General features: G+C 63.3%; 18 protein-coding genes and 2 tRNA genes. 13 read left to right on the forward strand and 7 right to left on the reverse strand.

Going from position 1 to position 22,132, the window contains the following annotated elements:
- Positions 1-101: 101 nt before the first annotated feature.
- A complete protein-coding gene (gene tyrS / locus FJ527_RS16925; RefSeq protein ID WP_015318175.1) occupies positions 102-1,355 on the forward strand; it encodes a tyrosine--tRNA ligase in 1,254 nt (417 codons plus the stop codon).
- A gap of 76 nt (positions 1,356-1,431) precedes the next feature.
- Here tyrS and FJ527_RS16930 read toward each other — a convergent pair whose 3' ends face one another.
- Positions 1,432-4,812, reverse strand: a complete 3,381-nt coding sequence (locus FJ527_RS16930) for a DUF3971 domain-containing protein (protein ID WP_140823631.1) — start codon at positions 4,810-4,812, stop codon at positions 1,432-1,434.
- Between the two features lie 95 nt (positions 4,813-4,907).
- Between FJ527_RS16930 and FJ527_RS16935 the strand changes: the two genes are divergently transcribed.
- The gene (locus FJ527_RS16935) at positions 4,908-5,375 is read left to right on the forward strand and encodes a peroxiredoxin (protein WP_140823632.1); all 468 of its coding nucleotides are present in this window, start codon (positions 4,908-4,910) and stop codon (positions 5,373-5,375) included.
- Positions 5,376-5,414: 39 nt separating this feature from the next.
- Here the strand turns inward: FJ527_RS16935 and FJ527_RS16940 are convergent, their stop codons facing one another.
- Together FJ527_RS16940 and FJ527_RS16945 are read right to left on the reverse strand one after the other, a co-directional pair.
- Complete coding sequence (locus tag FJ527_RS16940) at positions 5,415-6,554, reverse strand: GNAT family N-acetyltransferase (RefSeq protein WP_015318178.1); 1,140 nt, start codon at positions 6,552-6,554, stop codon at positions 5,415-5,417.
- On the reverse strand, positions 6,551-7,552 hold the full coding sequence (locus FJ527_RS16945) for a sterol desaturase family protein (RefSeq protein ID WP_140823633.1): 1,002 nt from the start codon (positions 7,550-7,552) through the stop codon (positions 6,551-6,553). The genes FJ527_RS16940 and FJ527_RS16945 overlap by 4 nt, the downstream gene beginning before the upstream one ends.
- 301 nt (positions 7,553-7,853) lie before the next feature.
- Here FJ527_RS16945 and FJ527_RS16950 point away from each other — a divergent pair, with 301 nt between their 5' ends.
- From FJ527_RS16950 to FJ527_RS16975, 6 genes are all read left to right on the forward strand, one after another.
- On the forward strand, positions 7,854-9,158 hold the full coding sequence (locus FJ527_RS16950) for a M23 family metallopeptidase (RefSeq protein ID WP_140823634.1): 1,305 nt from the start codon (positions 7,854-7,856) through the stop codon (positions 9,156-9,158).
- A 192-nt stretch (positions 9,159-9,350) separates the two neighbouring features.
- Complete coding sequence (locus FJ527_RS16955; RefSeq protein WP_140717488.1) at positions 9,351-10,517, forward strand: ROK family transcriptional regulator; 1,167 nt, start codon at positions 9,351-9,353, stop codon at positions 10,515-10,517.
- Positions 10,514-11,278: an ATP-binding cassette domain-containing protein gene (locus FJ527_RS16960; protein ID WP_140823635.1), complete on the forward strand. Its 765-nt coding sequence runs from the start codon at positions 10,514-10,516 to the stop codon at positions 11,276-11,278. Before FJ527_RS16955 ends, FJ527_RS16960 begins: the two co-directional genes overlap by 4 nt.
- 39 nt (positions 11,279-11,317) lie before the next feature.
- Positions 11,318-12,358: a sugar ABC transporter substrate-binding protein gene (locus FJ527_RS16965; RefSeq protein WP_015318183.1), complete on the forward strand. Its 1,041-nt coding sequence runs from the start codon at positions 11,318-11,320 to the stop codon at positions 12,356-12,358.
- 116 nt (positions 12,359-12,474) lie between these two features.
- Positions 12,475-13,470: an ABC transporter permease gene (locus tag FJ527_RS16970; RefSeq protein WP_015318184.1), complete on the forward strand. Its 996-nt coding sequence runs from the start codon at positions 12,475-12,477 to the stop codon at positions 13,468-13,470.
- 30 nt (positions 13,471-13,500) lie between these two features.
- Positions 13,501-14,271, forward strand: coding sequence for an SDR family oxidoreductase (locus FJ527_RS16975; RefSeq protein WP_140717496.1), 771 nt, complete (start codon positions 13,501-13,503; stop codon positions 14,269-14,271).
- A gap of 52 nt (positions 14,272-14,323) precedes the next feature.
- Here FJ527_RS16975 and FJ527_RS16980 read toward each other — a convergent pair.
- Positions 14,324-14,399 (reverse strand) — tRNA-Val (locus tag FJ527_RS16980).
- A 217-nt stretch (positions 14,400-14,616) separates the two neighbouring features.
- Here FJ527_RS16980 and FJ527_RS16985 point away from each other — a divergent pair.
- Both FJ527_RS16985 and FJ527_RS16990 read left to right on the forward strand, forming a co-directional pair.
- Positions 14,617-14,693, forward strand: a tRNA-Asp gene (locus FJ527_RS16985).
- Between the two features lie 312 nt (positions 14,694-15,005).
- A complete protein-coding gene (locus tag FJ527_RS16990; protein WP_015318186.1) occupies positions 15,006-15,521 on the forward strand; it encodes a hypothetical protein in 516 nt (171 codons plus the stop codon).
- Positions 15,522-15,591: 70 nt separating this feature from the next.
- On the opposite strand, the gene rbsK is transcribed toward FJ527_RS16990, so the two are convergent.
- From rbsK to ugpC, 3 genes are read right to left on the reverse strand one after another with little or no spacing between them, the layout of a single operon-like run.
- Complete coding sequence (gene rbsK / locus FJ527_RS16995; protein ID WP_140823636.1) at positions 15,592-16,521, reverse strand: ribokinase; 930 nt, start codon at positions 16,519-16,521, stop codon at positions 15,592-15,594.
- A 4-nt stretch (positions 16,522-16,525) separates the two neighbouring features.
- Positions 16,526-16,978, reverse strand: a complete 453-nt coding sequence (locus tag FJ527_RS17000) for an RbsD/FucU family protein (protein WP_140823637.1) — start codon at positions 16,976-16,978, stop codon at positions 16,526-16,528.
- A 27-nt stretch (positions 16,979-17,005) separates the two neighbouring features.
- Positions 17,006-18,055: a sn-glycerol-3-phosphate ABC transporter ATP-binding protein UgpC gene (gene ugpC / locus FJ527_RS17005; RefSeq protein WP_140823638.1), complete on the reverse strand. Its 1,050-nt coding sequence runs from the start codon at positions 18,053-18,055 to the stop codon at positions 17,006-17,008.
- A gap of 276 nt (positions 18,056-18,331) precedes the next feature.
- Here ugpC and FJ527_RS17010 point away from each other — a divergent pair, with 276 nt between their 5' ends.
- The 3 genes from FJ527_RS17010 to FJ527_RS17020 all read left to right on the forward strand — a co-directional run bounded on the left by FJ527_RS17010 (position 18,332) and on the right by FJ527_RS17020 (position 22,111).
- Entirely contained in the window at positions 18,332-19,996 is a 1,665-nt protein-coding gene (locus FJ527_RS17010; protein WP_015318190.1) for a sugar ABC transporter substrate-binding protein, read from the forward strand.
- Positions 19,997-20,065: 69 nt separating this feature from the next.
- On the forward strand, positions 20,066-21,187 hold the full coding sequence (locus tag FJ527_RS17015) for a sugar ABC transporter permease (RefSeq protein ID WP_140823639.1): 1,122 nt from the start codon (positions 20,066-20,068) through the stop codon (positions 21,185-21,187).
- A 6-nt stretch (positions 21,188-21,193) separates the two neighbouring features.
- The gene (locus FJ527_RS17020) at positions 21,194-22,111 is read left to right on the forward strand and encodes a carbohydrate ABC transporter permease (protein WP_140823640.1); all 918 of its coding nucleotides are present in this window, start codon (positions 21,194-21,196) and stop codon (positions 22,109-22,111) included.
- Positions 22,112-22,132: the final 21 nt, after the last annotated feature.

Consider the following 22,132-nt stretch of genomic DNA (forward strand, 5'->3'; position numbering starts at 1 on the left):
GCCGCAAAACCGGATTCCACTTTTGCTGATCGCCCTTGGGTGCTAAACGCGCGCGTTCACATTGCTCGCGCTGGACGGGCACACGCTTTCGGGAAAAAACCATGCCTGCCTTCAAATCCGATTTCCTGCGCACGATGAGCGAGCGCGGTTTCATCCACCAGACCTCGGATGATGCCGGTCTCGATCAACTCTTCGCCAAGGAGACGGTGACGGCCTATATCGGCTTCGACGCCACCGCCAGGAGCCTGCATGCCGGCTCGCTGATCCAGATCATGATGCTGCACTGGCTGCAGCAGACCGGCCATCGGCCGATCGCGCTGATGGGCGGCGGCACCTCGATGATCGGCGACCCCTCCTTCAAGGACGAGGCGCGCAAGCTGCTCACGCCGCAAGACATCGACGGCAATCTTGCCGGCATCCGCCGCAACTTCATGCCCTACCTCAAATTCGGCAGTGGTCCGAACGACGCGGTCATGGTCAACAATGCCGACTGGCTGATGGAGATCAACTACGTCAATTTCCTGCGTGATGTCGGCCGGCACTTTTCCGTCAACCGCATGCTTGCGTTCGATTCCGTCAAGTTGCGGCTCGATCGCGAGCAATCGCTTTCGTTCCTCGAATTCAACTACATGATCCTGCAGGCCTATGATTTCGTCGAACTCTACAAGCGCCTCGGCTGCCGCCTGCAGATGGGCGGCTCCGACCAATGGGGCAACATCATCAACGGCATCGATCTCGGCCGCCGTATGGAAGATGCGCAACTCTATGCGCTGACCACGCCGCTGCTGACCACCTCGTCCGGCGCCAAGATGGGCAAGTCGGCGTCGGGTGCGGTCTGGCTCGATCCGCAGATGCTGAGCCCTTACGAGTTCTGGCAGTACTGGCGCAACACCGAGGATGCCGACGTTGCCCGGTTCCTGAAACTCTACACCACATTGCCGCTGGACGAGGTCGCACGGCTCGAGCGGCTGGGCGGCTCCGAGATCAACGAGGCAAAGAAGATCCTCGCGACCGAGATTACCGCCCATCTGCATGGCCGCGCGGCCGCCGAACAGGCCAGCGAGACGGCGCGAAAGACTTTCGAGGAAGGCGCTCTCGCCGACACTTTGCCGGCCGTCGAGGCGGACAAGGCCGCGCTCGAAGCCGGTGTCGGCATCCTGTCGCTATTGGTCAGCGCCGGGCTGGCATCATCCAATGGCGAGGCACGGCGGCACATCCAGGGCGGCGCCGTGCGCCTGAACGACCAGGCGGTCAGCGACGACCGCCGGCTGGTGACGCTTCAGGATTTGAGTCCGGAAAACGTCATAAAGCTTTCATTGGGCAGGAAAAAACACATCCTGGTCAGGCCGGCCTAAGGCCCTTGGAGCCGTTTCCCGGAAACGGCTCCAACTATGTGTCTTGAGGCAATTGCGGGCAGAAAACCGTTTCGCTCTAGCGATACTCGAAGATCGACCTGAATATCCCCGGCGCGATCACCGACAGCGGATTGACGTCGAGCACCGGCTTGTTGGCATTGCCCCTGAGGCGGTAGGTGACGCCGATCAGGCCGCGGTCGCGGCCATTGCCCAGAAGCGCGCCGACGATGGGCAATTCGCCAAAGATGCGGTTGAGACCGTAGGCAGGCATGAAGGTGCCGGTCATATCCATATTGTTGTTCTGGTCGTAGAGGATGCCCTGGAAGGTCGTGCCGATACGCGGGCCGCGCAGCACGCCATTGGTCAGCCGCAGATAGCCGCTGCCCTTGTCGATTTCGGCATATCCGCGCTCGAACTTCACCCGCGACGTGTCGAGCTTGCCCTTCACCGCCTGGTTGAGGCTGCGGCTGTCGCCGGCCGGCGTGGTCGAGACGATGGAGGCGAGCTTGGGTTCGTTGACGATGAAGAAGTTGCTGGTGTCGACCTTGCCCTTCATCGGCCCGTCGCTGGCCCCGGTCAGCGCCAGCGTGATTGATCCGCCTTCCATGTGCTCATAGATGTTGAGGAACCGCAGGATGGCGCCGGCGTCCGCCGACTGCACATTGAGCGAACGCCTGCCGTCGCCGGTGGTGTTGCTGATGGCGATGGCGGCACCCGAACTCGCCGTCGCGCTGACCTTCAGTCCGTTCACCCGCGAACCGGCCGCACTGTAGTCGAGCTTCAGGTTGGAGAGCTGCTCGTCGTGGAAACCGGTGAGCTGATTGACGTCCGCACTGACTGAAATATTGTCTGTTCCTGTCGTTTTGGTCGCGGTGTCCACATCGGACGTGAACTGCTTGATCAACGAACGAGCATCAAGCGCATTGCCATTGATGCCGACCGCATAGCCCTTGCCCGATCGCTTCACCGACACGGAAACATCATCGCCCCGGTTCAGGGTGACCCTGCTGAACTTGGCCGACGACAGCGCGCCGTTGACCAGCACGATGCCGCCATCGATGGAGAATGTCTTGCCACCGAGGTCGAAGTCGGACAGCGTCGTGGTGTCGCCGGCCTTGGTCATGACGAAGGTGGCGCTGGCGGGAACCCCCGCCCCCTTGCTCCAGCCGGCCCAGGGAATGTCCAGCCTGGCATTGGTCAGGTCGACCGAAACGTTCTGGTTGCCGCTGCCGCTCTTGTCGATCGCGACCTTCACCGTTCCACCAAGCAGCGGCGTCAGGCCGGGCATGGCGGCGGCGCGGATCTTGTCGTCGAGCACCAGGGCGACTTTGCGACTGCGCGCCGGCCCGTCATCCGTTAACGGCTCGACGAGATCGAGTTCGGCCGGAATGCCGTTCAGCGATGCCTTGGCCGAAATGACAGCCTTTTGCGGGTCGACCGTGATCGAGCCGTCCGCGTCCGTCACGGCCTGCCCCTCGAACGGCTTGGCCAGGGACAGGCCGGTGTAGTCGAGCGACACCAGCCAATTGAGCTTCGCCGTATCGACGCCCGACTGCAGCGGAATATCCGCCTTGACGTGGCCGGTGACGCTGCCGGAAAGATCCTCAGGCAGGATGCCGACATGGCGCATGGCGTTGATCGGTTCGTAGGAGGCAAGCTCGGCCACGGCCGGCGCCTCCCCCTCGACATCGATGTCAAGTGCGCCGATGACCGGCGGACGGTTGGCGGCCTTGACCGTCAGCGTGCCATTGCTGGCCGCCACCGTGCGGCCGCTCGGCATGAAGACGGTGCCCGACGACAAGGAAACGTCGACGTCGTTGCCGTGGAATCCGACCACGCCCACCGCGTCGCGGATCGGTGGGATGCGGCCGGCAGTGTCGAAACGCGCGCCTTCGATCTGGAAACGGCCGAAGACCTCGTCCGCGGAAAGCGGCACGCCATTGCCGAGGCGATCCGGCACCACCTGGAACTGGAGGCTGGCGTCGACCACGCGGCCGCCGAACAGATTGTTCAGCACCCAGAGCCGCGCATTGCGCGCCGAAAACCACGGCCACAGCTGTTTGACGTGCGAGACCGGCATGTCATGGATGTTGAGCGCCAGATTGATCCCGGGAGCCTTGCCCTCGACGAATTCCACAGCCGCGGTGCCAAGCACCTCGCTGCTCCCGGCGGACCGAACCGCGATCTGCTCGGCCACCAGTTTATGGCTTTGCGGCTGGTAGACGCCGGCGATGCGCGCCAGGAACATCAGCGCGGGCTCAGGCGATTCCGATGGCGCCAAGGTCGAACCGTCGCTGGTCAGATCGTAACGGTAGGAGGGTTCCTCACCAGCCACCCCGGTTGCTGGTTTTGGCCCGATCGAGCCGCCGAAATCGAATGAAGACCTGCCGGTTTTCAAGAGCAGCCTGTCCACCTGGATCTTGTTGGAGCCATAGACAAGCGTCGCATTGAGATCGGCATCCGCCGGCAGCAGCCCGCGTGTGCCAAGATCCAGCACGGACCCGGTGGACGAAAGGGCGGCGGTCAAGCGTGATGCGGTGGCACCTGACCCTTCCGATCCTGTCAACTTCAGCGCGACGGCACCAAGCTTGCCGGAGCCGGCGGCGGTGGCGCCGGCATCCGCCAGATTGATGTTGGCATCCACCGCCGTCACCCGGTGCGCCGCGATGTTACGGGTGGCGGAAGCTACAACGGTGACTGTCCTGCCGTCGATGTCGGCGTCGGAGGTGAACTCCATGCCGCCCGGCCCCGACTGAACCACGGTGGCGTCGGCGATCTTGACCAGCTTGATCGATCCAGCGTCGGGCAACACGAACTCGACATTGCTGAGATCGATCCGGCGCATCGAATCTTCCCGCACGGCGTCGAGCGCACGATGGATGTAGCCGAACACCGCGTCCGACAGCTTCTCCGGATCGACGAGGCCGTTCTCGTTGCGCAGTGCCGCCGTCCAGTCGCCGCCGGACGGCATCGCCGCCATGACGATGCGGGCATCGGAGATCCTGGCGCTGGTCAGCCGCACCTCGCCCCACAAAAGCGGCACCAGGCGGATGCCGAAGCGCACACGCCCGGCATCGGCCATGGGTTTGCCGTCCGATGTCTTCAGGCTGACATCGCTCACCTGCAGCGCCACGAAGCTCGAACTGTCGAGCGTGATGCGGGCGGGCCCGACAGCGACATTGACGTCGACGCCCGCCAGCCTCTCGATGGCGCTCTCCGCCTCGACGCGCAGCCGGTCAGAACCAATGCCGGAAAGGCCGATGAGATAGACCGCCGTCGCGGCCAGTAGCATGAACGCGACCACGCCGGCAAACACGCGCGAAAGGATGCGAAAGCCGCGGCCGATCGCCGCCTGGCCAAGAGGCGGGACGCGGCACGCGGACGGCAGGGCGCCCAGGTCGGTGATTTCGTCCCGCCTGAACCGGATCTTCTCGTGCTGCGGTTGCTCCTGATCCACGCAATCTTCCGTTGTACAAACTCGCTCGTGGACGAATCCCCGGTCGACACTATATCGGTGTGGCTTCGCGCGTAACCTCAAACAAGGGCATCGATATGGCTGACCTCGAAGTAGGCGATCCCGCGCCGCAATTCGATCTGCCGCGGGACGGCGGCGGATCGCTCAGCCTGGCCGCATCCGCCGGCAAGCCAGTCGTGCTCTATTTCTATCCTCAGGATGACACGACAAGCTGCACGCAAGAGGCGATCAGCTTCTCGCGGCTGAAGCCGGAATTCGAGAAGGCCGGCGCTGTCGTCATCGGCCTGTCGCCCGACAGCGCCAAGAAACACGACAAGTTCAAATCGAAATACGATCTAACCATCGATCTTGCCGCCGACGAGGAGCGCAAGGTGATCGAGGCCTACCGCCTGTGGGTCGAGAAATCGATGTATGGCCGCAAATACATGGGCGTCGAGCGCGCGACATTCTTGATCGGCCGTGACGGACGGATCGCCAACATCTGGCGCAAGGTCCGGGTCAAGGGCCATGCCGAGGCCGTTCTGGAAGCCGTTCGCGCGCTTTGAGCGTCGCCAAAGCACACGACGCAAACGACGATCGTGGCGCTATTCGTCAGGCACCGCGTCGGCTTTCGGCTGCCGCCGGGTCTTCCAGGACTTCGAAACATGGTCCACATGATCGGCCAGTGCGGCGAGATGACCGCGCAAGCCGCGCGCACCCATCATCGACGACAGCGCGACTGATTGCGTGGCGAAGCGGCGCTTGAAATCCTCGCCGCCGCAGAGAAAATCAATCGTGGCAAGGCCACGGTCGAGCGACCACTGGATATAGTCCATCATCAGCACCATACCCGGCGAGGCGCGCTCGTGTTCGGGATCGTAGGTGGTGACGAAAGCCATCATCGTGCCGTGCTGCTCGAAGTTGATCGAGACCGCGATGATCGTGTCGTCAAGCTCCAGCACGAAAATGCGCAACAGCCCGAGGTCGGCCAGCACGGAAATAAGCGCAGCGAGAACCGGCGAGCCCTCATCGAACAGATCCGAAGCGCGGCCATGCCGAACGAGCCAGAGCCGCTTCAGCGTCGCGACCCGCTCGAGCACCGGCTCGCGCGGGTCATCCGCATCCAGGAGGCGGAAACGCAATGCGCCGCTCTCTTCCATGAACTTGCGGCCACGACGATAGTTCTGCCGGCCCTTTTTCGACAACGTCTCGAACCATTCCGCCCCACTCTGCCAGGGACCAGTGACACGATAGCTGATTTCACCGCGGTGGTTGGGCCGAAGCGCTTTGCCATGGGCCGGGTGCAGCAGGGCATGAACCCCGGCATCCGGCAGCAGACGGTTGAGGTAGATCAGGTCGAAGCCGCCCTGATCGAAGACATGCTGCCAAAGGCGGGAGATCGCCTGCGGGTCGCTGTCGGGTGCAACCAGCGCGTCGCCATAGTCACTGTGATCCTTCGCCGCCCATTCGAGCATGCGGATGCCGGAGCGCCTGAAGGTCGCGAGCGCTATCACGCCCTCGAGCCGGTCGCCGTTCCAGGCAAGCCCAATCCTGAGGGCGCGCCGCTCCTGATGCGGGGTGGTGCGCCACCAGGCCGCGATCCAGTCGGGATGCTGGAAGACAAGCCCGCCAGCCCGCTGCCAGAGCGCGCTCCAGGCCGGTGCGATCTCGGCCAGGCGCACCGCCGATGTCACGATTTCGAAGGTGCGTGTCCGCGGGATGGAGAGCGTGACGGGAGCGTTCATGGCCGTGTCCCTTCCGATGGTCGCTCGGTCCGTGGCTGTCGCTTTCCAGGCCGGATGCGCCTGGCAACATGGCCCCACATCCGCTTCAGCGGCATGACATAAAGGCCGGCGAGCGACTGGTAGTCGCGCACATCGCGGTCGACCAGTCCGAACTTGAAGTCCTCGTCGGGCCTCGGCACGCACAATGTTCCGAAGAGCCGGTCCCAGAACGAGAAGAGCAGCCCGAAATTCTTGTCGTAGTGGCGCGGATCGACGCTGTGATGCAGCTGGTGCCAATGAGGACACAGGATCAAATTGTTGAGCGGGCCGAACGAGATCTTGAAATGCGTGTGCCTGACGAAATCCATCATCAGGATGTTCCGCATGACATAGACGTTGATGCCAAAGACGGTCAGTTCGACAAGGTTCAGCGAAATCAGCGACCAAATGCCGAAGCACAGCCCCACGATGAGCCCGTCCCAGGCTCGGTTCATCAACTCGTCGAGCGGATGGACCCGGTCCTTGGTGATCCCGACCAGCACCTCGGCCGAGTGATGCACCTTGTGCAGTTCCCAAAGCAGGGGGTAGCGGTGCTGGGCGACGTGATAGAGATAATAGGAAATGTCGTAGGCGAGCAGCATGCTGATGGTGAAGATCAGCACCGTCACCGGTCCTGCCGGCCCCTCGATCAGAGGCGGCTGAAACTGGAACAGTGTCGAAAACAGCCAGTTGGTCCCGTAGCCCACCGCCGTGACGAAGACAATTCCGGCGGGCAGCATCAGGAAAGGCATCAGGGCCTTCCTGGTGATCCAGAACAGCAGGTCGGCCTTCGCGGAGGGATGGGTGATGACCTCATGGGGGACGACGAACTCGAAAAATTCCTTCCAGCTCTTCTCCTCGACCGTGCGCCAATAGGCCACGAGCGCGCTGACAAGGGCCGTCAGCAGCAAAAGCCCGGTCGCCAACAGACTGGTGCCCGAAATCTTGTCGAGGATCTTGCCAACCAGGTCGTCCAGCATTCCTACCGCCACGGTGAATCCGAAATACCAGCAGGTCTTTACTCGAAAAGAGTCAATTAAATGCAATCGAATACAGTTAAGAAACCTGGAGCTTGCTCAGCGCGTGACTGACCGCTGCTGGCGGAACATTGGTGCTCCTCGCCAACGATTTCGCGACGTAGCGGCCGTAGCTGGCGATTTCCATGCAACCTCTCGCCTGCATTGCGTGCATTCGGCGTCGCGCTGCCGATACGGCAAGCCTTTGTTAACCCTAATAATGTGTAATCAGGCGGTCGTGGTGTCGTAACGAAAGCTTGGTCCCGTGAACGCAACCGGTCAGTCCGCAGTCTTCGGCAGGCGCAAGGAACCGCACACGATCATCATCGCCCGGGGCAACGAGATCAGGCACTTCACGATCCGTCCCTGGCTGGCGGCATTCATCGGTTCAGCACTCGCCGCCATTGCCATCGGCTACCTCCTGGCCACATCCTATCTCGTGCTGCGCGACGACCTGATCGGCGCCACCACGGCGCGCCAGGCGCGCATGCAGCAGGCCTACGAGGACCGCATTTCGGCGCTTCGCGCCCAGGTCGACCGCATCACCAGCAGGCAGTTGCTCGACCAGCAACTGATGGAGACCAAAGTCAGCGAATTGCTCGAGCGCCAGACGCAGCTCAGCCAGCGGCATGGCCGTCTCGGCCCACTGCTCGAACGCGCCGAAGGTGATGTCGGAACGGTGCCCGCCGAAGATCCGGCCGCGCCCGCCAAGCCGGACAAGCGCGCCGAGGTGACCGGCAGCATCAGCCAGCCAGCGCGGAACTACGCGGTTGCCAGCCTGGGCGCGGTCCTCGGCACCTCCGACACAAGGCCCTTCTCCTTGTGGTCGACCCGCACCGATCCGCTGCCCAGCGACTCAGCCGCCGATCGCGCCGACAGGCTGTTCGTCTCGATCAACCAGTCGCTGAAATCCATCGAGAATGAACAGCTCAGCCGCATCAACACGCTCGCGGACAACGCCTACAAAAGCGCCGATGCCATCCAGCAGGCGCTGCAGACGGCCGGACTGCCGGTCGACAGTGATTTCGGCAAGAACGAAAGCGATGTCGGCGGACCGCTGATTCCGCTCGACTCGTCGATGATCTTCGACAGCAAGGTCAAGGAACTGGACGAGGCGCTGGATACGCTCGATCACCTCAAGAAGGAAGCGCGCCGGTTGCCGCTTGCAAACCCTGCCCCTGGCCACTCCGTCACCAGTCCGTTCGGCGTGCGCACCGATCCCATTCTCGGCACGGCCGCGTTGCATTCGGGCATGGATTTCAGGGCGCCGATCGGCATGGCGGCCAAGGTCACCGCGCCCGGCATCGTCACCAAGGCCGGCTGGAATGGCGGCTATGGCCGCATGGTCGAGATCGACCATGGCAATGGCTTTGCCACGCGCTACGGACATCTCAGCGAGATCGACGTGACGGTAGGCGAGAAAGTGGACGCCGGCGCCGTCATCGGCAAGACCGGCAGCAGTGGGCGCTCGACCGGCCCGCATCTGCACTATGAAGTGCGTCACAATGGCGAGGCGATCGATCCGCTGCGCTTCTTGACCGTCGGCAAGAAAGTCGCCCAGTATCTCTAGCAAGATCAGCCGCTCGCTTGCTGAATCCGGAGCCGTCGGTCCCGGTCGAGCACACCTCTCCTCGTCATGCGGTATCCCGCACCCCGTAAACCGCCATAGGATCGCGGCTCCTCAGCTTCCGGATTATTTTTGAATTCCATTTGACTGAATAAATGTTTGATGCGAACCTTACGTCAAGTGGGGGCGCAAGGCATGGCATTGCGGGGGACCAATCAGGAGTTCGGGCGGCCATACAACCGGCGCATCGTGCTTGAGTCCATCCGCCGTCATGGCCCGATTGCACGTGGCGACATCGCCAGGCACGTCGGGCTCACCGTGCAGACCGTGTCGACCATCGTTCGCGAACTGGAGGAACAGGGCTACATCCTGTCCGTGCGCGAAGAGCCGAAGGGGCGTGGCCTGCCACCGGCGACGCTGCGCATCAACCCGGAAGGCGGCTATGCCGTCGGCATCCACCTGACGCCGCTTGGAATAGACGCCGCGCTGATCAATCTCAGCGGCGACGTTATCGAGAGTTCACGCCGCGAAGCGTCCAACGCGACGCCCGATCACGCGTTCGACCAGATCGGCGCCATGGTCCGCGACCTGACGGGCAAGCGGCCCGGCGGCCGCGTCATCGGCGTCGGCATGGCGCTTCCCGGCCCGTTCGACGTGGACTCCATGAGCTTTGTCGGCCCGACCACGATGACCGGCTGGAAGCATGTGGCGCTGCGTGAGCGGCTGACGGCCGCGACAGGATTGCCGGCGTTCTTCGAGAGCGACATGGCCGCGGCCGCGATGGGCGAGCGGCTCTATGGCATCGGAGCCCGCCATTCCGACTATTACTATCTCTATTTCGGCGTCGGGCTTGGCGGCGCGATGATGCATGACGGCAGCGTTCTGCGCGGCGCCTGGGGCAATGCGGGCGAGATCGGCCACATTCCCGTGGTCCCCGATGGCGAGCTTTGCCCCTGCGGCAACCGAGGCTGCCTCGAGCGCTATCTCTCGCTCGAGGCGCGGGGCCGCCGGGCCGGCAGCGACGCCGATTGGGTGGCGCAAGTCGGCCCGATCTTCCGCAACACCATCGCCATCATCGAAAACCTCTTCGATCCAGAGACGGTCGTGCTCGGCGGCCTGGCGGCATCGGAACTGCTCGAGCGCCTGGCGGACGCGGCCGAACCGCTGCACAATTCGGTTTCGGCCCGCGCGGACCGCAAGACGCCGCGCGTCATCGTCGCCAGCGGCGGCCAGCATGCCGTGCTGCGCGGCGCGGCGGCGCTCGCCGTTTCAGGGGTGTTGTCGCCACGCTTCGGCCAGATGTTCGCCGCCGAACGCGAGCGCGGCCGCGACATACTTTCGGGCAGGGAGATTGCCGCATGAGCGAACCCCTGCTGGTGCTCGACAACGTGACCAAGAACTACGGCGCGATCGAAGCGCTGAAGGGGATCAGCTTTTCCATCGGCAAGGGCGAAGTGGTGGCGCTGCTCGGCGACAACGGCGCCGGCAAGTCGACGCTGGTCAAGATCATAGCTGGCGGTCTCGAACCGACCTCCGGCCGCATGCTGTTCGAGGGCAAGGAATTCCTGGCCCGGTCCCCGGCGGAAGCCAAGGCGGCAGGCATCGAGACCGTCTACCAGGACCTGTCGCTGTGCACCAATGTCGATGTGGTGGCCAATTTCTTCATGGGCCGCGAGATCACCAGGAAGGTGCTCGGCATTCCGGTGCTCGACGAGCGCGCCATGGAAGCCGTCGTCGGCAAGGCGCTGGCCAGCGCCGGGACCCGCATTCCTTCACTGCGCACCAAGGTCGAGCATCTCTCGGGCGGCCAGCGGCAGGCCATCGAGCTGAACCGCTTCGTGCATTGGGGCGGCAAGCTGGTGCTTCTCGACGAGCCGTTCGCCGCACTTGGCGTCGAGCAAACCCGGCGCGGTCTCGAAATGATCCGCCAGGTGGCGAGCCAGGGCATCGGCGTCGTCATCATCACCCATATCATGCAGCAGGCTTTTCAGGTCGCCGACCGGATCGTGGTCATCCGGCAAGGCGTCGTGGCGGGCGATGTCGCCCGCAACAAGACAAGTCCCGATGCGGTGATCAACATGATCACCGGAGAGACGCTTGCCGGTGCCGGACCGGCGGGCTGAGGGACAAAGAGGGGTCCGGCTCAACAGGGAGCCAACGACATGAAGCGAATACTTCTTGCTGTCTTCGGTATCCTGGCACTGGCCTTTGCCACGCTTACGCCGGCATTCGCCCAGTCCAAGGGTATCGTCTACTACATGGTGCCGACATTGCTCGACGAATTCCAGACCGGCTCGGTGAGCGCGCTGGAGCTGTTCCTGAAACAGACCGGCTACGAGATGAAGACGCTGAACGCCGACAACAAGACCGACGCGCAGCAATCGCAGATGAACGACGTCATCGCGCTGAAGCCGGCGGCGATCATCCTGGCCGCAGTCGATTTCAATGCGCTGAAACCATCGATCGAGGCAGCGCGCGCGGCCGGCATTCCGGTGGTCGAGTTCGACCGCCAGATCACGTCGACACCGTCCGACTTCACGTCGGTCGCGGGCACCGTCGAGATCGGCTACGTCGCCGCCGAGCAGGCCGAAAAGCTTCTGAAAGCCAAGAACGGCTCGGTGAAGGGCAAGGTCCTGCAGGTGCTTGGCGATCCCGGCGATCCCTACACGCTGGACATCCAGAAGGGTTTCGAGGAGAAGATGAAGGCGTTCCCAGACGTCAAGATCATCTCGCTGCCGGCCATGCAGTGGGAGGCCAGCAACGCCGGCACCATCGTTGCCGACCAGATGCTGGCCAACCCCGACATCGACCTGATCTTCAGCCATGCCGCACACCTGTCGGTCGCCGCCGTCGCCTCGCTCGAGGCCGCCGGCAAGAAGCCGGGCGACGTCATGCTGATGAGCTCGAACGGCGCACCGGTCGGCCTCGACCTGATCCGCAAGGGCTGGCTCAACGTCGAAGTCGAGCAGCCGCTTTACGCACAGGCCGCCGCCGTCGCCATGTTCATGGACAAGGTCGTCAAGAAGGAAGAGATCAAGCCCGGCGAATACGATGTGCTTGGCCTGAAATCGACCCTCACCAAGGAAGCCTGGGGCCCCAACATCAAGATCCCGGGTGCCGCCATCACCAAGGAAAACGTCGACAACCCGGCTTTCTGGGGCAACCAGAAGCCGCCGACGGATACCGTCAAGCCGGTCGAATAGACAGACGGCCCGACCGCTCCGGGCCATACCAGGCCCGGAGCCCTGCCCTGCCCGCATGAAACGAGACGCAGGCAACCTGCCGCGGCCTTGATCCCGCACGCCAACCGGATCGACACATGAACCCTCGCACACGCCACGCCCTGGAGTTCGTCCTCGACAACCTCGTCTGGTTCATGCTGCTTTTTGTCCTGGTCGTCTTCTCGCTGTTCATCCCGAACTATTTCCAGCTCGGCATCTTCGCCAATATCATCGAGGCGTCGAGCGTGCTCGGTGTGATGTCGATCGGCCTGGCGCTGGTCATCATTGCCGGGCACATGGACCTGTCGGTCGAATCCGTCGCCGCGCTCAGCGCCATGGCGGTGGGCATCCTGTTTTGTTCCTCGGGCATCGGCCTCGGCGTGCAGTTGCACCCGGAATGGCTGATGGTTCCGGTCTCGCTGCTGCTGGCGCTGGCCGTCGGCGGCCTCATCGGCGCCTTCAACGGCTATCTCGTGGTCAAGGTCAAGATGAGCGCCTTTATCATCACGCTCGCCTCCTACATTTGGGTGCGCGGCCTGGTGCTGGTCATTTCGGGCGGCCGCTCGGCGCAGGATCTGGCACCCGCCATCCGCTGGTTCGGCATCCAGCGCCTGGTTGGCCTGCCGCTTACCGCCTGGATCGCGGTGGCCTGTTTCGTCGTGTTCTCACTGATCATGGCCAAGACCCCGTTCGGCAGGCACCTGGTGATGATCGGCGGCAATGAAACCGCGACCTTCCGTGCCGGCATCCGGGTGAACCGCAACCTGATCATCGCCTTCGTGCTCGCCGGCGCCATCGCAGGGCTGGCCGGCTGGCTGCTGGCGATCCGCACCTCGGGCGCCACCGCCAATCTGGGCGTCGGCCTTCTGTTCAACGCCTTCGCGGCCGTGGTTATCGGCGGCGTCAGCCTGAAGGGCGGCGTCGGCACCTTGCCCGGCGTCTACGCCGGCGTGCTCCTGCTTTCTGCCATCAACACGGCGATCAACCTGATGGGCCTGCCCGCCAACTTTACCCAGGTCATCCATGGCCTGCTGGTGCTAGCAGCCGTGCTGCTCGATGCATTCAAGCAAACCATTCGCCAACGATTGGCGTGAGACGGGGATTGGCGTGACAGGACGGTTCGCATGACAGGACGACTGGAAAGCAAGGTGGCGCTGATCGTCGGCGGCGCGCGCGGCATCGGTAAGGGCATCGCGCTGCGCTTCGCCGAGGAAGGTGCAAGGCTGGTGCTCGCCGACTCCGAGACCGAGGCCGGGCGGGCAAGTGCGGATGAGCTTGGCGTCCCCTTCATCCGCACCGACATCTCGCAAATGAGCGACGCCGAGGCCGCCGTGGCGCTTTCGCTGAAACACCATGGCCGCCTCGACATCATCGTCCAGAATGCCGGCATCTATCCCTGGCAGTTGATCGAGAACACCAGCGCCGACGACTGGGACCGCGTCATGGCGGTCAATTTGCGCGGCACCTTCAACGCCAGCCGCGCGGCCCTGGTGCCGATGAAGGCGCAGCGCTTTGGCCGCATGCTCTACACCTCCTCCATCACCGGCCCGCATGTCACCAGCCCCGGCCATGGCCACTATTCGGCGACGAAAGCAGGCATCAACGGCTTCATTCGCGCCGCGGCGCTGGAATTCTCCGGCTACGGCATCACCGTCAACGGCGTCGAACCCGGCAATATCCTCACCGAAGCCATCCAGGAGCACCGCGGCGCCGCCTATATCAAGAACATGGAAGATTCCATCCCACTCGGCCGGCTCGGCAGCCCACGCGACGTGGCCAACGCCTTCCTGTTCCTCGCCTCGGACGATGCGAGCTACATCACGGGAACGACCATCGTGGTCGATGGCGGGCAATTGCTGCCCGAGGGCAAGGATTTCCGTATGGTGCCGCCGTGATACCCGACGCGCCAGCGGCCGGGTCTCAGCTGACTTGAAATGTGAGTTTGAATGGTGGGCGATGACGGACTCGAACCGCCGACATCTTCGGTGTAAACGAAGCGCTCTACCAACTGAGCTAATCGCCCGCTCCGGGCCGGACCTTTAAGCGGTCGGGGCTTGCTTCGCAAGGCCAAATGAGTGCGGGATACCCTGTTCGCAGGCCGGATTTGCGAACAAAATGCCGGCTGTCAAAAAACCTTCTCCTGTTTGGCGTTATGATGGTTTGGTGCGCTTGACACCCGGTAGCGAACCCCTTATCCAGCGCCCCAACGACGAACACGGCTGACACGTGCTCGTCAATGCGCGGGTGTAGCTCAGTTGGTTAGAGTGCCGGCCTGTCACGCCGGAGGTCGCGGGTTCGAGCCCCGTCACTCGCGCCATTTCCCCTCAAGGATGATGATCCTTGGCTCCGGGGAAATGCCGACAAAATTGTCAAAGATCTCTCCAGGAACAGCGTCCGAAGACCTTCTTCGGCCCGGTTCTTCTCGGCTCCAAAATCACTCTTGCATGAGCGATGCCTTGGAATCCACGACGCGATTCGTGTGGGTCGCCAAGCAACGGACGAAGAGGCCCTGCGGACAGCGGACGACTTGGTCGTTGCGAATCTGCTTGCGCAATCGCCCACAAAACGCTCGATTCATGCCGCAGGCAGCCACATTGCAGTATGCTGCCGGAATGGCATGGAGGACGTAATGTCAATTGCACCGAACATTTCCACGCGCACGATATTCACGCTGATTTGCCTGGGTGGCGCGACGACGGCCGCATCCGTCCTTTTTCCCGCCGCCGCGTCGGCCGACCGGCTGCAGCGATGCGCTCGCGAGGGTGAGATCTGCCGCCTGCCCTATCCCGCCGAGGTCGTCTACGGCGCCAGGGGCCGCACGACCTCGCGTTACATCGAGCGCAACGCAGTACCCTGTTCGAACCGCGTTTTCGGCGATCCCGCGCCGGGCAAGGAAAAGTTCTGCTTCATCGTGAAGCGCGACCGTGACGAGTCGAACGACGACTACGATCAGCCACGCCGCGAGAAGTGGGCGGTCTGCGCCGAGGAAGGCGAATTCTGCGATTTCTATGGCCGCAAGGTGGTCAGGTATGGCGCCCGCGGCCGGTTCACGCAGGACGTGTTCCGCAATGGCGTCCAATGCGACAACGATGCATTCGGCGATCCCGCTCCCGACCAGGGAAAGCGCTGCTACGTCATGCAGTAGCTTCTCAACGCCCACTGACCCGGAGGCCAGAACGGTCTGGGCTCCGGGACCCCGCGAACCCTGAGCAGCCTCAGCGCTTGGCCAGCAACGCCTCGACCTCCTGCGATGTCGGCATAGACGGTGCCGTGCCTGGACGGGTCACCGAAATGCCGGCCACGGCGCAGGCGAAGCGCACCGCCTCCAGCGGCTCCACGCCGCGCGAAAGTGCTGCGGCCAGGCCGCCGTTGAAGGCGTCCCCCGCGCCGGTGGTTTCGACGACAGGGCCGGCACTGATGGCGGAAACATGCTCGGAGCGATCCTTCGTCTGCAGGAGCGCGCCCTTGTCGCCCAGCGTGACGATGACCGTGCCGACGCCTTTTTCGAGCAGCTTGCCGGCGGCGGCGCGGGCCTCGTCGACCGAAGAAACTTTCAGCCCGGTCAACTCCTCCGTCTCTGTCTCGTTCGGTGTAAGATAGTCGCAGAGCGTGTAGGTGCGGTCGGGTAGCTTTGCCGCCGGTGCCGGGTTGAGGATGGTCGTCACCCCGGCCCCGCGCGCGATCTCCAACGCCCGCATCGCGGCATCGATCGGCTGTTCGAGCTGCGTCACGAAAACACCGGCACCCCTGATAAGGTCGGCATTGGCTTCGATGTCCTCGGGCGTGATCAGCATGGCAGCGCCGGGGCTGACGATGATGGCATTGTTGCCGCTCCCCTCCTCGACGAAGATATAGGCGGCACCGGTGTAGCTGTCTGGCGTGTCGATGGCGGCGCTCTTCACGCCGGCATCCTTCCAGGTCCGCTTGGCCATGTCGGCGAAGGCATCGACACCGAGGCGGGTCAGGAACGCGACATCGGCCCCCAGCTTGCCAGCGGCCACGGCCTGGTTCGACCCCTTGCCGCCCGGCCCCAGCTTGAAGGAATTGCCAAGGATCGTTTCGCCCATGCGCGGCTGGCGCTGGGCCCTGTAGGCCGTGTCGGCGACAAACACACCGAGGATGACGACCGGCTTGCCCGAGGCCATGCCGCTACTCCGCATCCGGCGGCACGACGCCCTTGCGGAAGGCAAAGCAGCCGTAGAAGCGGCGTTCGCCGGTCTGGATGACGCAATAGGCCTGCTTGGCGCGCTCGTAGAAGGCGTAACGCTCGACCGGCACCATCGGCCAGGACTTGCCCTCCGCGGCGTCGATCTCTTTCTGCACTTCCTTCTGCACGGCTGGGATCTCGTCCGGCTTTCCGACGATCTCCATTCGGGCGGCGGAATCATCGACGAATGTGTCCAGCGGGTAGAGCGACAGAACCGCCTCGACCACTCGCGCCGCCGGCGCATCGATGCGGAGCACCCGACCGAGTGCCGTCTGGCGCGCCACCGAATCGGACGGGAAGTTGGTGTCGGCGATGATCAGGTCGTCGCCATGCCCCATCGCCCGCAATGCCTGGAGCACGTCGGCATTGAGCAACGGATCGATCCCTTTGAGCATGATGGTCCTCGTGAAGTGCGTTTGAGATCAGAGACGCTTGCCGGCCTCGGCGTCGAACAGATGGATATGGTCGAGCCTTGGCCGGAGCTTCAGCGTATCGCCGGGCTTGAAGTCATGGCGCTCGCGAAACAGCGCCACCATCTCGCCGTCGCCGAAGCGGAGGAACACCAGGGTTTCCGAGCCGGTCGGCTCGACCACGGAAATCTTCGCCGGCACGCCTTCGGGATCGATTTCGAGATGTTCGGGGCGCACGCCATAGACGACGGAGCGCCCTTCCTCGACGGTGTTGTTCGGAGCGACCGGGAATAGCGTTCCCCCAATCTCGACGCCGCCCTTGCGCCCGGTACCCTTGAGCAGGTTCATCGACGGCGAGCCAATGAAGCCGGCAACGAAAAGGTTCGCCGGCCTGTCGAAAAGCTCCAGCGGCGCGCCGACCTGTTCGATGCGGCCATCGCGCATGACGACGATCTTGTCGGCCATCGTCATGGCCTCGATCTGGTCGTGGGTGACATAGATGGTGGTGGTCTTCAGCCGCTGGTGCAGTTCCTTGATCTCGGTGCGCATCTGGACGCGCAGCTTGGCGTCGAGATTCGAAAGCGGCTCGTCGAACAGGAATACCTGCGGATTGCGCACGATGGCGCGCCCCATGGCGACGCGCTGACGCTGGCCGCCGGAAAGCTGGCGCGGGTAGCGCTTCAGATAGGGGCTGAGGTCGAGGATGTCGGCGGCGCGCTTGACCCGCTCGGCAACCACGGCCGGATCGGTCTTGCGCAGCTTGAGGGCGAAGGCCATGTTCTGCTCGACCGTCTTGTGCGGGTAGAGCGCATAATTCTGGAACACCATGGCGATGTCGCGTTTTGCGGGCGGCAGGTGATTGACGACACGGTCACCGATGGCGATCGTGCCGCCGGAGACGGTCTCCAGCCCGGCCACCATCCTGAGCAGCGTGGACTTTCCGCAACCGGACGGGCCGACAAGCACGACGAACTGGCCATCGGCAATGTCGACGCTGACTTCGTGCAGAACCTTGACGGTTCCAAACGCCTTGGCCACATTGCTGATCGCGACTTGAGCCATCGTTCCCCCATCGGCTCCACTGGCCGTAGGCGCAGAAGCTAACCAACGCGACCGGTCAGGGCAAGTCGGTCTCTTATAGATAAAAACCCGTCCTCGTTGACACGGCGTTTGGTTGTGAGAATAGTGACGAGCGCCAATCCGAACGCCGGTACTCTACCCGAAAAAACGGAACGCGAAGCGACGCAGGTTGGGGTCCTGATTTCGCTTCTAAAAGGCCAGCGCCCGGCACGATTGGCACTTTCGATTCACGACTAACGTTCTGGGAGGAAATAGTCCATGCGAGTAGGTCTTTACGACAAACTGGTACGTGCCGGCGCGACAAGGCGCGACATATTGAAGGGCGCGGCCTCGATGGCCGCGATCGCGGCCGCATCGGGCGCCGGACTTGGCGCGCTGACGCGCCCGGCTTCCGCCGCAAGCGAACTGCGCTCGAAAATCCTGCAGATCCCCGGGGTTGGCAAAGGCCAGCCGACAGACGCCGACTTCCAGAAGGTCGGCGAGCTTTGCCTGGAGGCGACCAAGGCCAATGTCAAGGAAGGCGAGTTCGCCGGTGTCGAGCTCACCTTCATGGGCCTCAACAACCAGAACCTGCACAATGTGCTGTTCCGTGGTTTCCTGAAGCCATGGGAGACCTATACCGGCGCCAAGATCAGCTGGATCGACCTGGCGCAGGCCGACTACAACGCCCGCCTGCAGCAGTCGATCGCCACCGGCACCGTCGACTTCGACATCATCGAGATGGGCGCGCCGTTCGAGGGCGACGTCTGCGGCAAGGGCCTGACTTCGGAGATGCCCGACTGGGTCAAGAAGCAGATCGACTTCGACGATCTCGTCAACTACCTCAAGCCGCCCGTCGGCACGTGGGATGGCAAGCAGTACCGGGTCACCATCGACGGCGACGCGCACAATTTCAACTACCGCACCGACGTGTTTGCCGATGCCGACCTCGCCAAGCAGTGGAAGGATGGCGGGGCGACGAGCGAATGGGGCGTGCCTAAGACCTGGCAAGAGGTTCAGGCCGTGACCAAGTTCCTGAAAGGCAAGAAGTTCAAGGGCCAGGATGTCTACGGCTACCTCGACGCGCCCAAGCCCTGGGGCGGGTTCGGCTTCTACTTCCTAGGCAGCCGTGCCACCGCCTACGCCAAGCATCCCGACGACAAGGCCTGGCTGTTCGACGCCGACACGATGAAGCCACGCATCAACAATCCGGCCTGGGTACGCGCCATCCAGGACGTCATCGACGCCCTGCCGTCGGAGCCGGCCGACCAGATCAATGCCGACCCGAACACCACCGCCTTCCAGCAGTTCCTGGCCGGCACCGGCTCGATGATCCCCTGGTGGGGCGACGTCGGCTCGAACGTCAAGACCAATGACAGCTCGGTCATCGGCGATGTCACCGGCTTCTCGATCCTGCCGGGCTCCGACGATGTCTACAACTCCAAGACCGGCAAGTGGGAGAAGCTCGCCAGCGGCCCGAACTATTCGCCCAACTGCGCCTATCTCGGCTGGGGCGTCTATGTCATGGCCCGCGTCGATAGCGACGAAAAGAAGAAGAAGGCGGCATGGTCGGCCGCCGCCCATCTCGGCGGCAAGGACCTGTCGATCTGGACGGCGATGTATCCGTCGGGCTTCCAGCCCTACCGCAATTCGCACTTCGACATTCCGGAGTGGGTGGCGGCCGGCTACGACGAGGCGTTCATCACCTCATACCTGAAGTCGGAAGGCGACAGCTACAACCATCCCAACGCGGCGATCGAGCCGCGCATCCCCGGCATCTTCCAGTATTACAGCGCCGCCGAGGATATCCTGGCCAACACCTTCGCCGGCAAGATGAAGGCGCAGGAAGGCGCCGATGCCATCGCAGCCGCCTGGGAGAAGCTGACCGACCAGATTGGCCGCGACAAGCAGATCAAGCTCTACAAGGCCTCGCTCGGCATGTAGGCTGCCCTGTGAACCGTGGTCCGGCGGCAACGCCGGGCCACAGCCTTCCCTTCCAAACGGGCGAGATTTGTGACTGACCAGACTTCGACCGCGACCCGGTGGCCGGCAGACGCCGCCCCCTATGATCTGATCCCGCCGGGCCGCAGGCGTCTGGGTTGGGCGCTGATGGCGATTGCCACGCTCGGCCTGCTGGCGACGATCGTGGTGCAGATCCTCTACAAGACCGAGGTCGATACGATCGGCTTCGAGACATGGCGGCCCGTGGTCTACGCCTATGTGCTGTGGGGTGTGGCGATCGGCATCGGCCAGGTTCTGACACGCGGCGAGGACGGCCAGCGCGCGCTGTTCCTGCTGCCGGCCCTTTTGTTCACCATTGCGATGGTGATCTTCCCGACCCTGTTCGGCTTCTACATCGCGCTGACCGATTGGAACCTCTCCTCCTTCAGCGGCCGCAGGTTCAACGGGCTCGACAATTTCTGGCAGATGCTCGCCGACCCCTACTACCGCAACGCCCTGTTCAACATGGTGCTCTATGTGCTGGCGGTGCTGGTCGAATATGTCATCGCCTTTGGCCTGGCACTGCTCCTCAACGCGCAGATCCGGGCTCGCAAGTTCTTCCGGGTGGTGTTCCTGATGCCGCTCATGCTGTCGCCGGTCGCGGTCTCGTGGATGATCGGCAAGTCGCTGATGGAATACCGCTTTGGACCGGCAGCCACGCTGGCGCGCCATCTCGGCTGGGAAGACCCGGCCTTCTTCTCGAACCCGATCACCGCCCGCATCTCGATCATGCTGCTGGACGCCTGGACCTTCATCCCGTTCATGATGATCATGCTGCTGGCAGGGCTGCAGGCGATGTCGCGCGAGGTGCTGGAGGCGGCACGTGTCGACGGCGCCACGGCCTGGCAAACCTTCTGGCAGGTCACTTTCCCGCTGATGCTGCCGGTGTCGGTGACGGCGGTGATCCTGCGCATCATCTTCAAGCTGAAGCTTGCCGACATCATCATCACGGTCACCTCGGGCGGTCCGGGCGGCGCCACCGATTCGGTCTCGAGCTTCATCTACCGCGAATACCGCGACCGCTCGAATGTTGGCTATGGCACCATGCTGGCGATGGCCTATCTCGTCATCATCGTGGTGTTCGTGACCTGGCTGTTGAAGTTCGCCAGCCGTTTCGTGCGCAATGTGAATTAGGTAGAGATGAGCGTTCAGACCACCGACTGCGTCGCATCCGAAATCCGCTCGCCGGCGAGCTTCCTCGCCAGCCGCGTCTTCATCTATGGTGCGCTCGCCTGCTGGGGCTTCATCTGCCTGTTTCCGATCTATTGGACCATCACCACATCCTTCAAGACGGCGGTGGATGTCACCCAGGGCCACCTGATCCCGTTCGTGGACTTCCAGCCGGATTGGAAAGGCTGGCGATCGCTTGGCCTGTCGCCGGACTCGATCTTCCAGACATCGACCGTGCGCGACGAGTTCCTCAAGCGCTTCATGAATTCGGTCATCACCTCGGTTGGCGCGTCGAGCCTGGCGATCATCATCGGCAGCCTCGCCGCCTATGGCCTGACCCGCTACCGCTACCATTTCGCCTGGTTCAAGAACGAGGACATCTCCTTCTTCTTCCTGTCGCAGCTCATCCTGCCGCCGGTGGTGCTGGCCCTGCCCTTCCTGGTGCTCTACCGTGAAGTCGGATTGCTCGATACCCGCGTCGGACTGATCCTGCTCTACACGCTGATGGTGCTGCCGATCGTCATCTGGATCATGCGCGACCAGTTCAATTCCATCCCCGTCGAACTCGAGGAAGCAGCCCTCGTCGACGGCCTGTCGATCTGGGGCGCCTTTTTCCGTATCGTCATGCCGATCGCGCTGCCGGGCATGGTGGCCGCCTTCATCCTGGCGATGGTGCTGTGCTGGAACGAGTACTTCTTCGCCGCCCTTTTGACTTCGACGGACGCCAAGACTATTCCCGTCATGGTCGCCAGCCAGACGGGCTCGCAAGGCATCAACTGGTGGTCGATGGCGGCGCTTGCCACGGCCGCGATCGCGCCGCTTGCCGTCATCGGCATCGCCCTGGAGCGCTACCTGATCATGGGCATGACCGCTGGCGCGGTGAAGTGACCGGGCGTCTTCACCTCCCCT

The sequence above is a fragment of the Mesorhizobium sp. B2-4-18 genome, from assembly GCF_006441385.1.
Classification (GTDB): Bacteria; Pseudomonadota; Alphaproteobacteria; order Rhizobiales; family Rhizobiaceae; genus Mesorhizobium; species Mesorhizobium australicum.

Excerpts from the sequence above, each read along its gene's own strand:
- FJ527_RS17000 (WP_140823637.1), bottom strand. The coding sequence starts at position 16,978 with ATGCTCAAAGGGATCGATCCGTTGCTCAATGCCGACGTGCTCCAGGCA.
- FJ527_RS16945 (WP_140823633.1), bottom strand. The coding sequence starts at position 7,552 with ATGCTGGACGACCTGGTTGGCAAGATCCTCGACAAGATTTCGGGCACC.
- FJ527_RS16965 (WP_015318183.1), top strand. The coding sequence starts at position 11,318 with ATGAAGCGAATACTTCTTGCTGTCTTCGGTATCCTGGCACTGGCCTTT.
- ugpC (WP_140823638.1), bottom strand. The coding sequence starts at position 18,055 with ATGGCTCAAGTCGCGATCAGCAATGTGGCCAAGGCGTTTGGAACCGTC.
- FJ527_RS16960 (WP_140823635.1), top strand. The coding sequence starts at position 10,514 with ATGAGCGAACCCCTGCTGGTGCTCGACAACGTGACCAAGAACTACGGC.
- FJ527_RS16935 (WP_140823632.1), top strand. The coding sequence starts at position 4,908 with ATGGCTGACCTCGAAGTAGGCGATCCCGCGCCGCAATTCGATCTGCCG.
- FJ527_RS16990 (WP_015318186.1), top strand. The coding sequence starts at position 15,006 with ATGTCAATTGCACCGAACATTTCCACGCGCACGATATTCACGCTGATT.
- tyrS (WP_015318175.1), top strand. The coding sequence starts at position 102 with ATGCCTGCCTTCAAATCCGATTTCCTGCGCACGATGAGCGAGCGCGGT.
- FJ527_RS16975 (WP_140717496.1), top strand. The coding sequence starts at position 13,501 with ATGACAGGACGACTGGAAAGCAAGGTGGCGCTGATCGTCGGCGGCGCG.
- FJ527_RS16970 (WP_015318184.1), top strand. The coding sequence starts at position 12,475 with ATGAACCCTCGCACACGCCACGCCCTGGAGTTCGTCCTCGACAACCTC.
- rbsK (WP_140823636.1), bottom strand. The coding sequence starts at position 16,521 with ATGGCCTCGGGCAAGCCGGTCGTCATCCTCGGTGTGTTTGTCGCCGAC.
- FJ527_RS17010 (WP_015318190.1), top strand. The coding sequence starts at position 18,332 with ATGCGAGTAGGTCTTTACGACAAACTGGTACGTGCCGGCGCGACAAGG.
- FJ527_RS17020 (WP_140823640.1), top strand. The coding sequence starts at position 21,194 with ATGAGCGTTCAGACCACCGACTGCGTCGCATCCGAAATCCGCTCGCCG.
- FJ527_RS16955 (WP_140717488.1), top strand. The coding sequence starts at position 9,351 with ATGGCATTGCGGGGGACCAATCAGGAGTTCGGGCGGCCATACAACCGG.
- FJ527_RS16940 (WP_015318178.1), bottom strand. The coding sequence starts at position 6,554 with ATGAACGCTCCCGTCACGCTCTCCATCCCGCGGACACGCACCTTCGAA.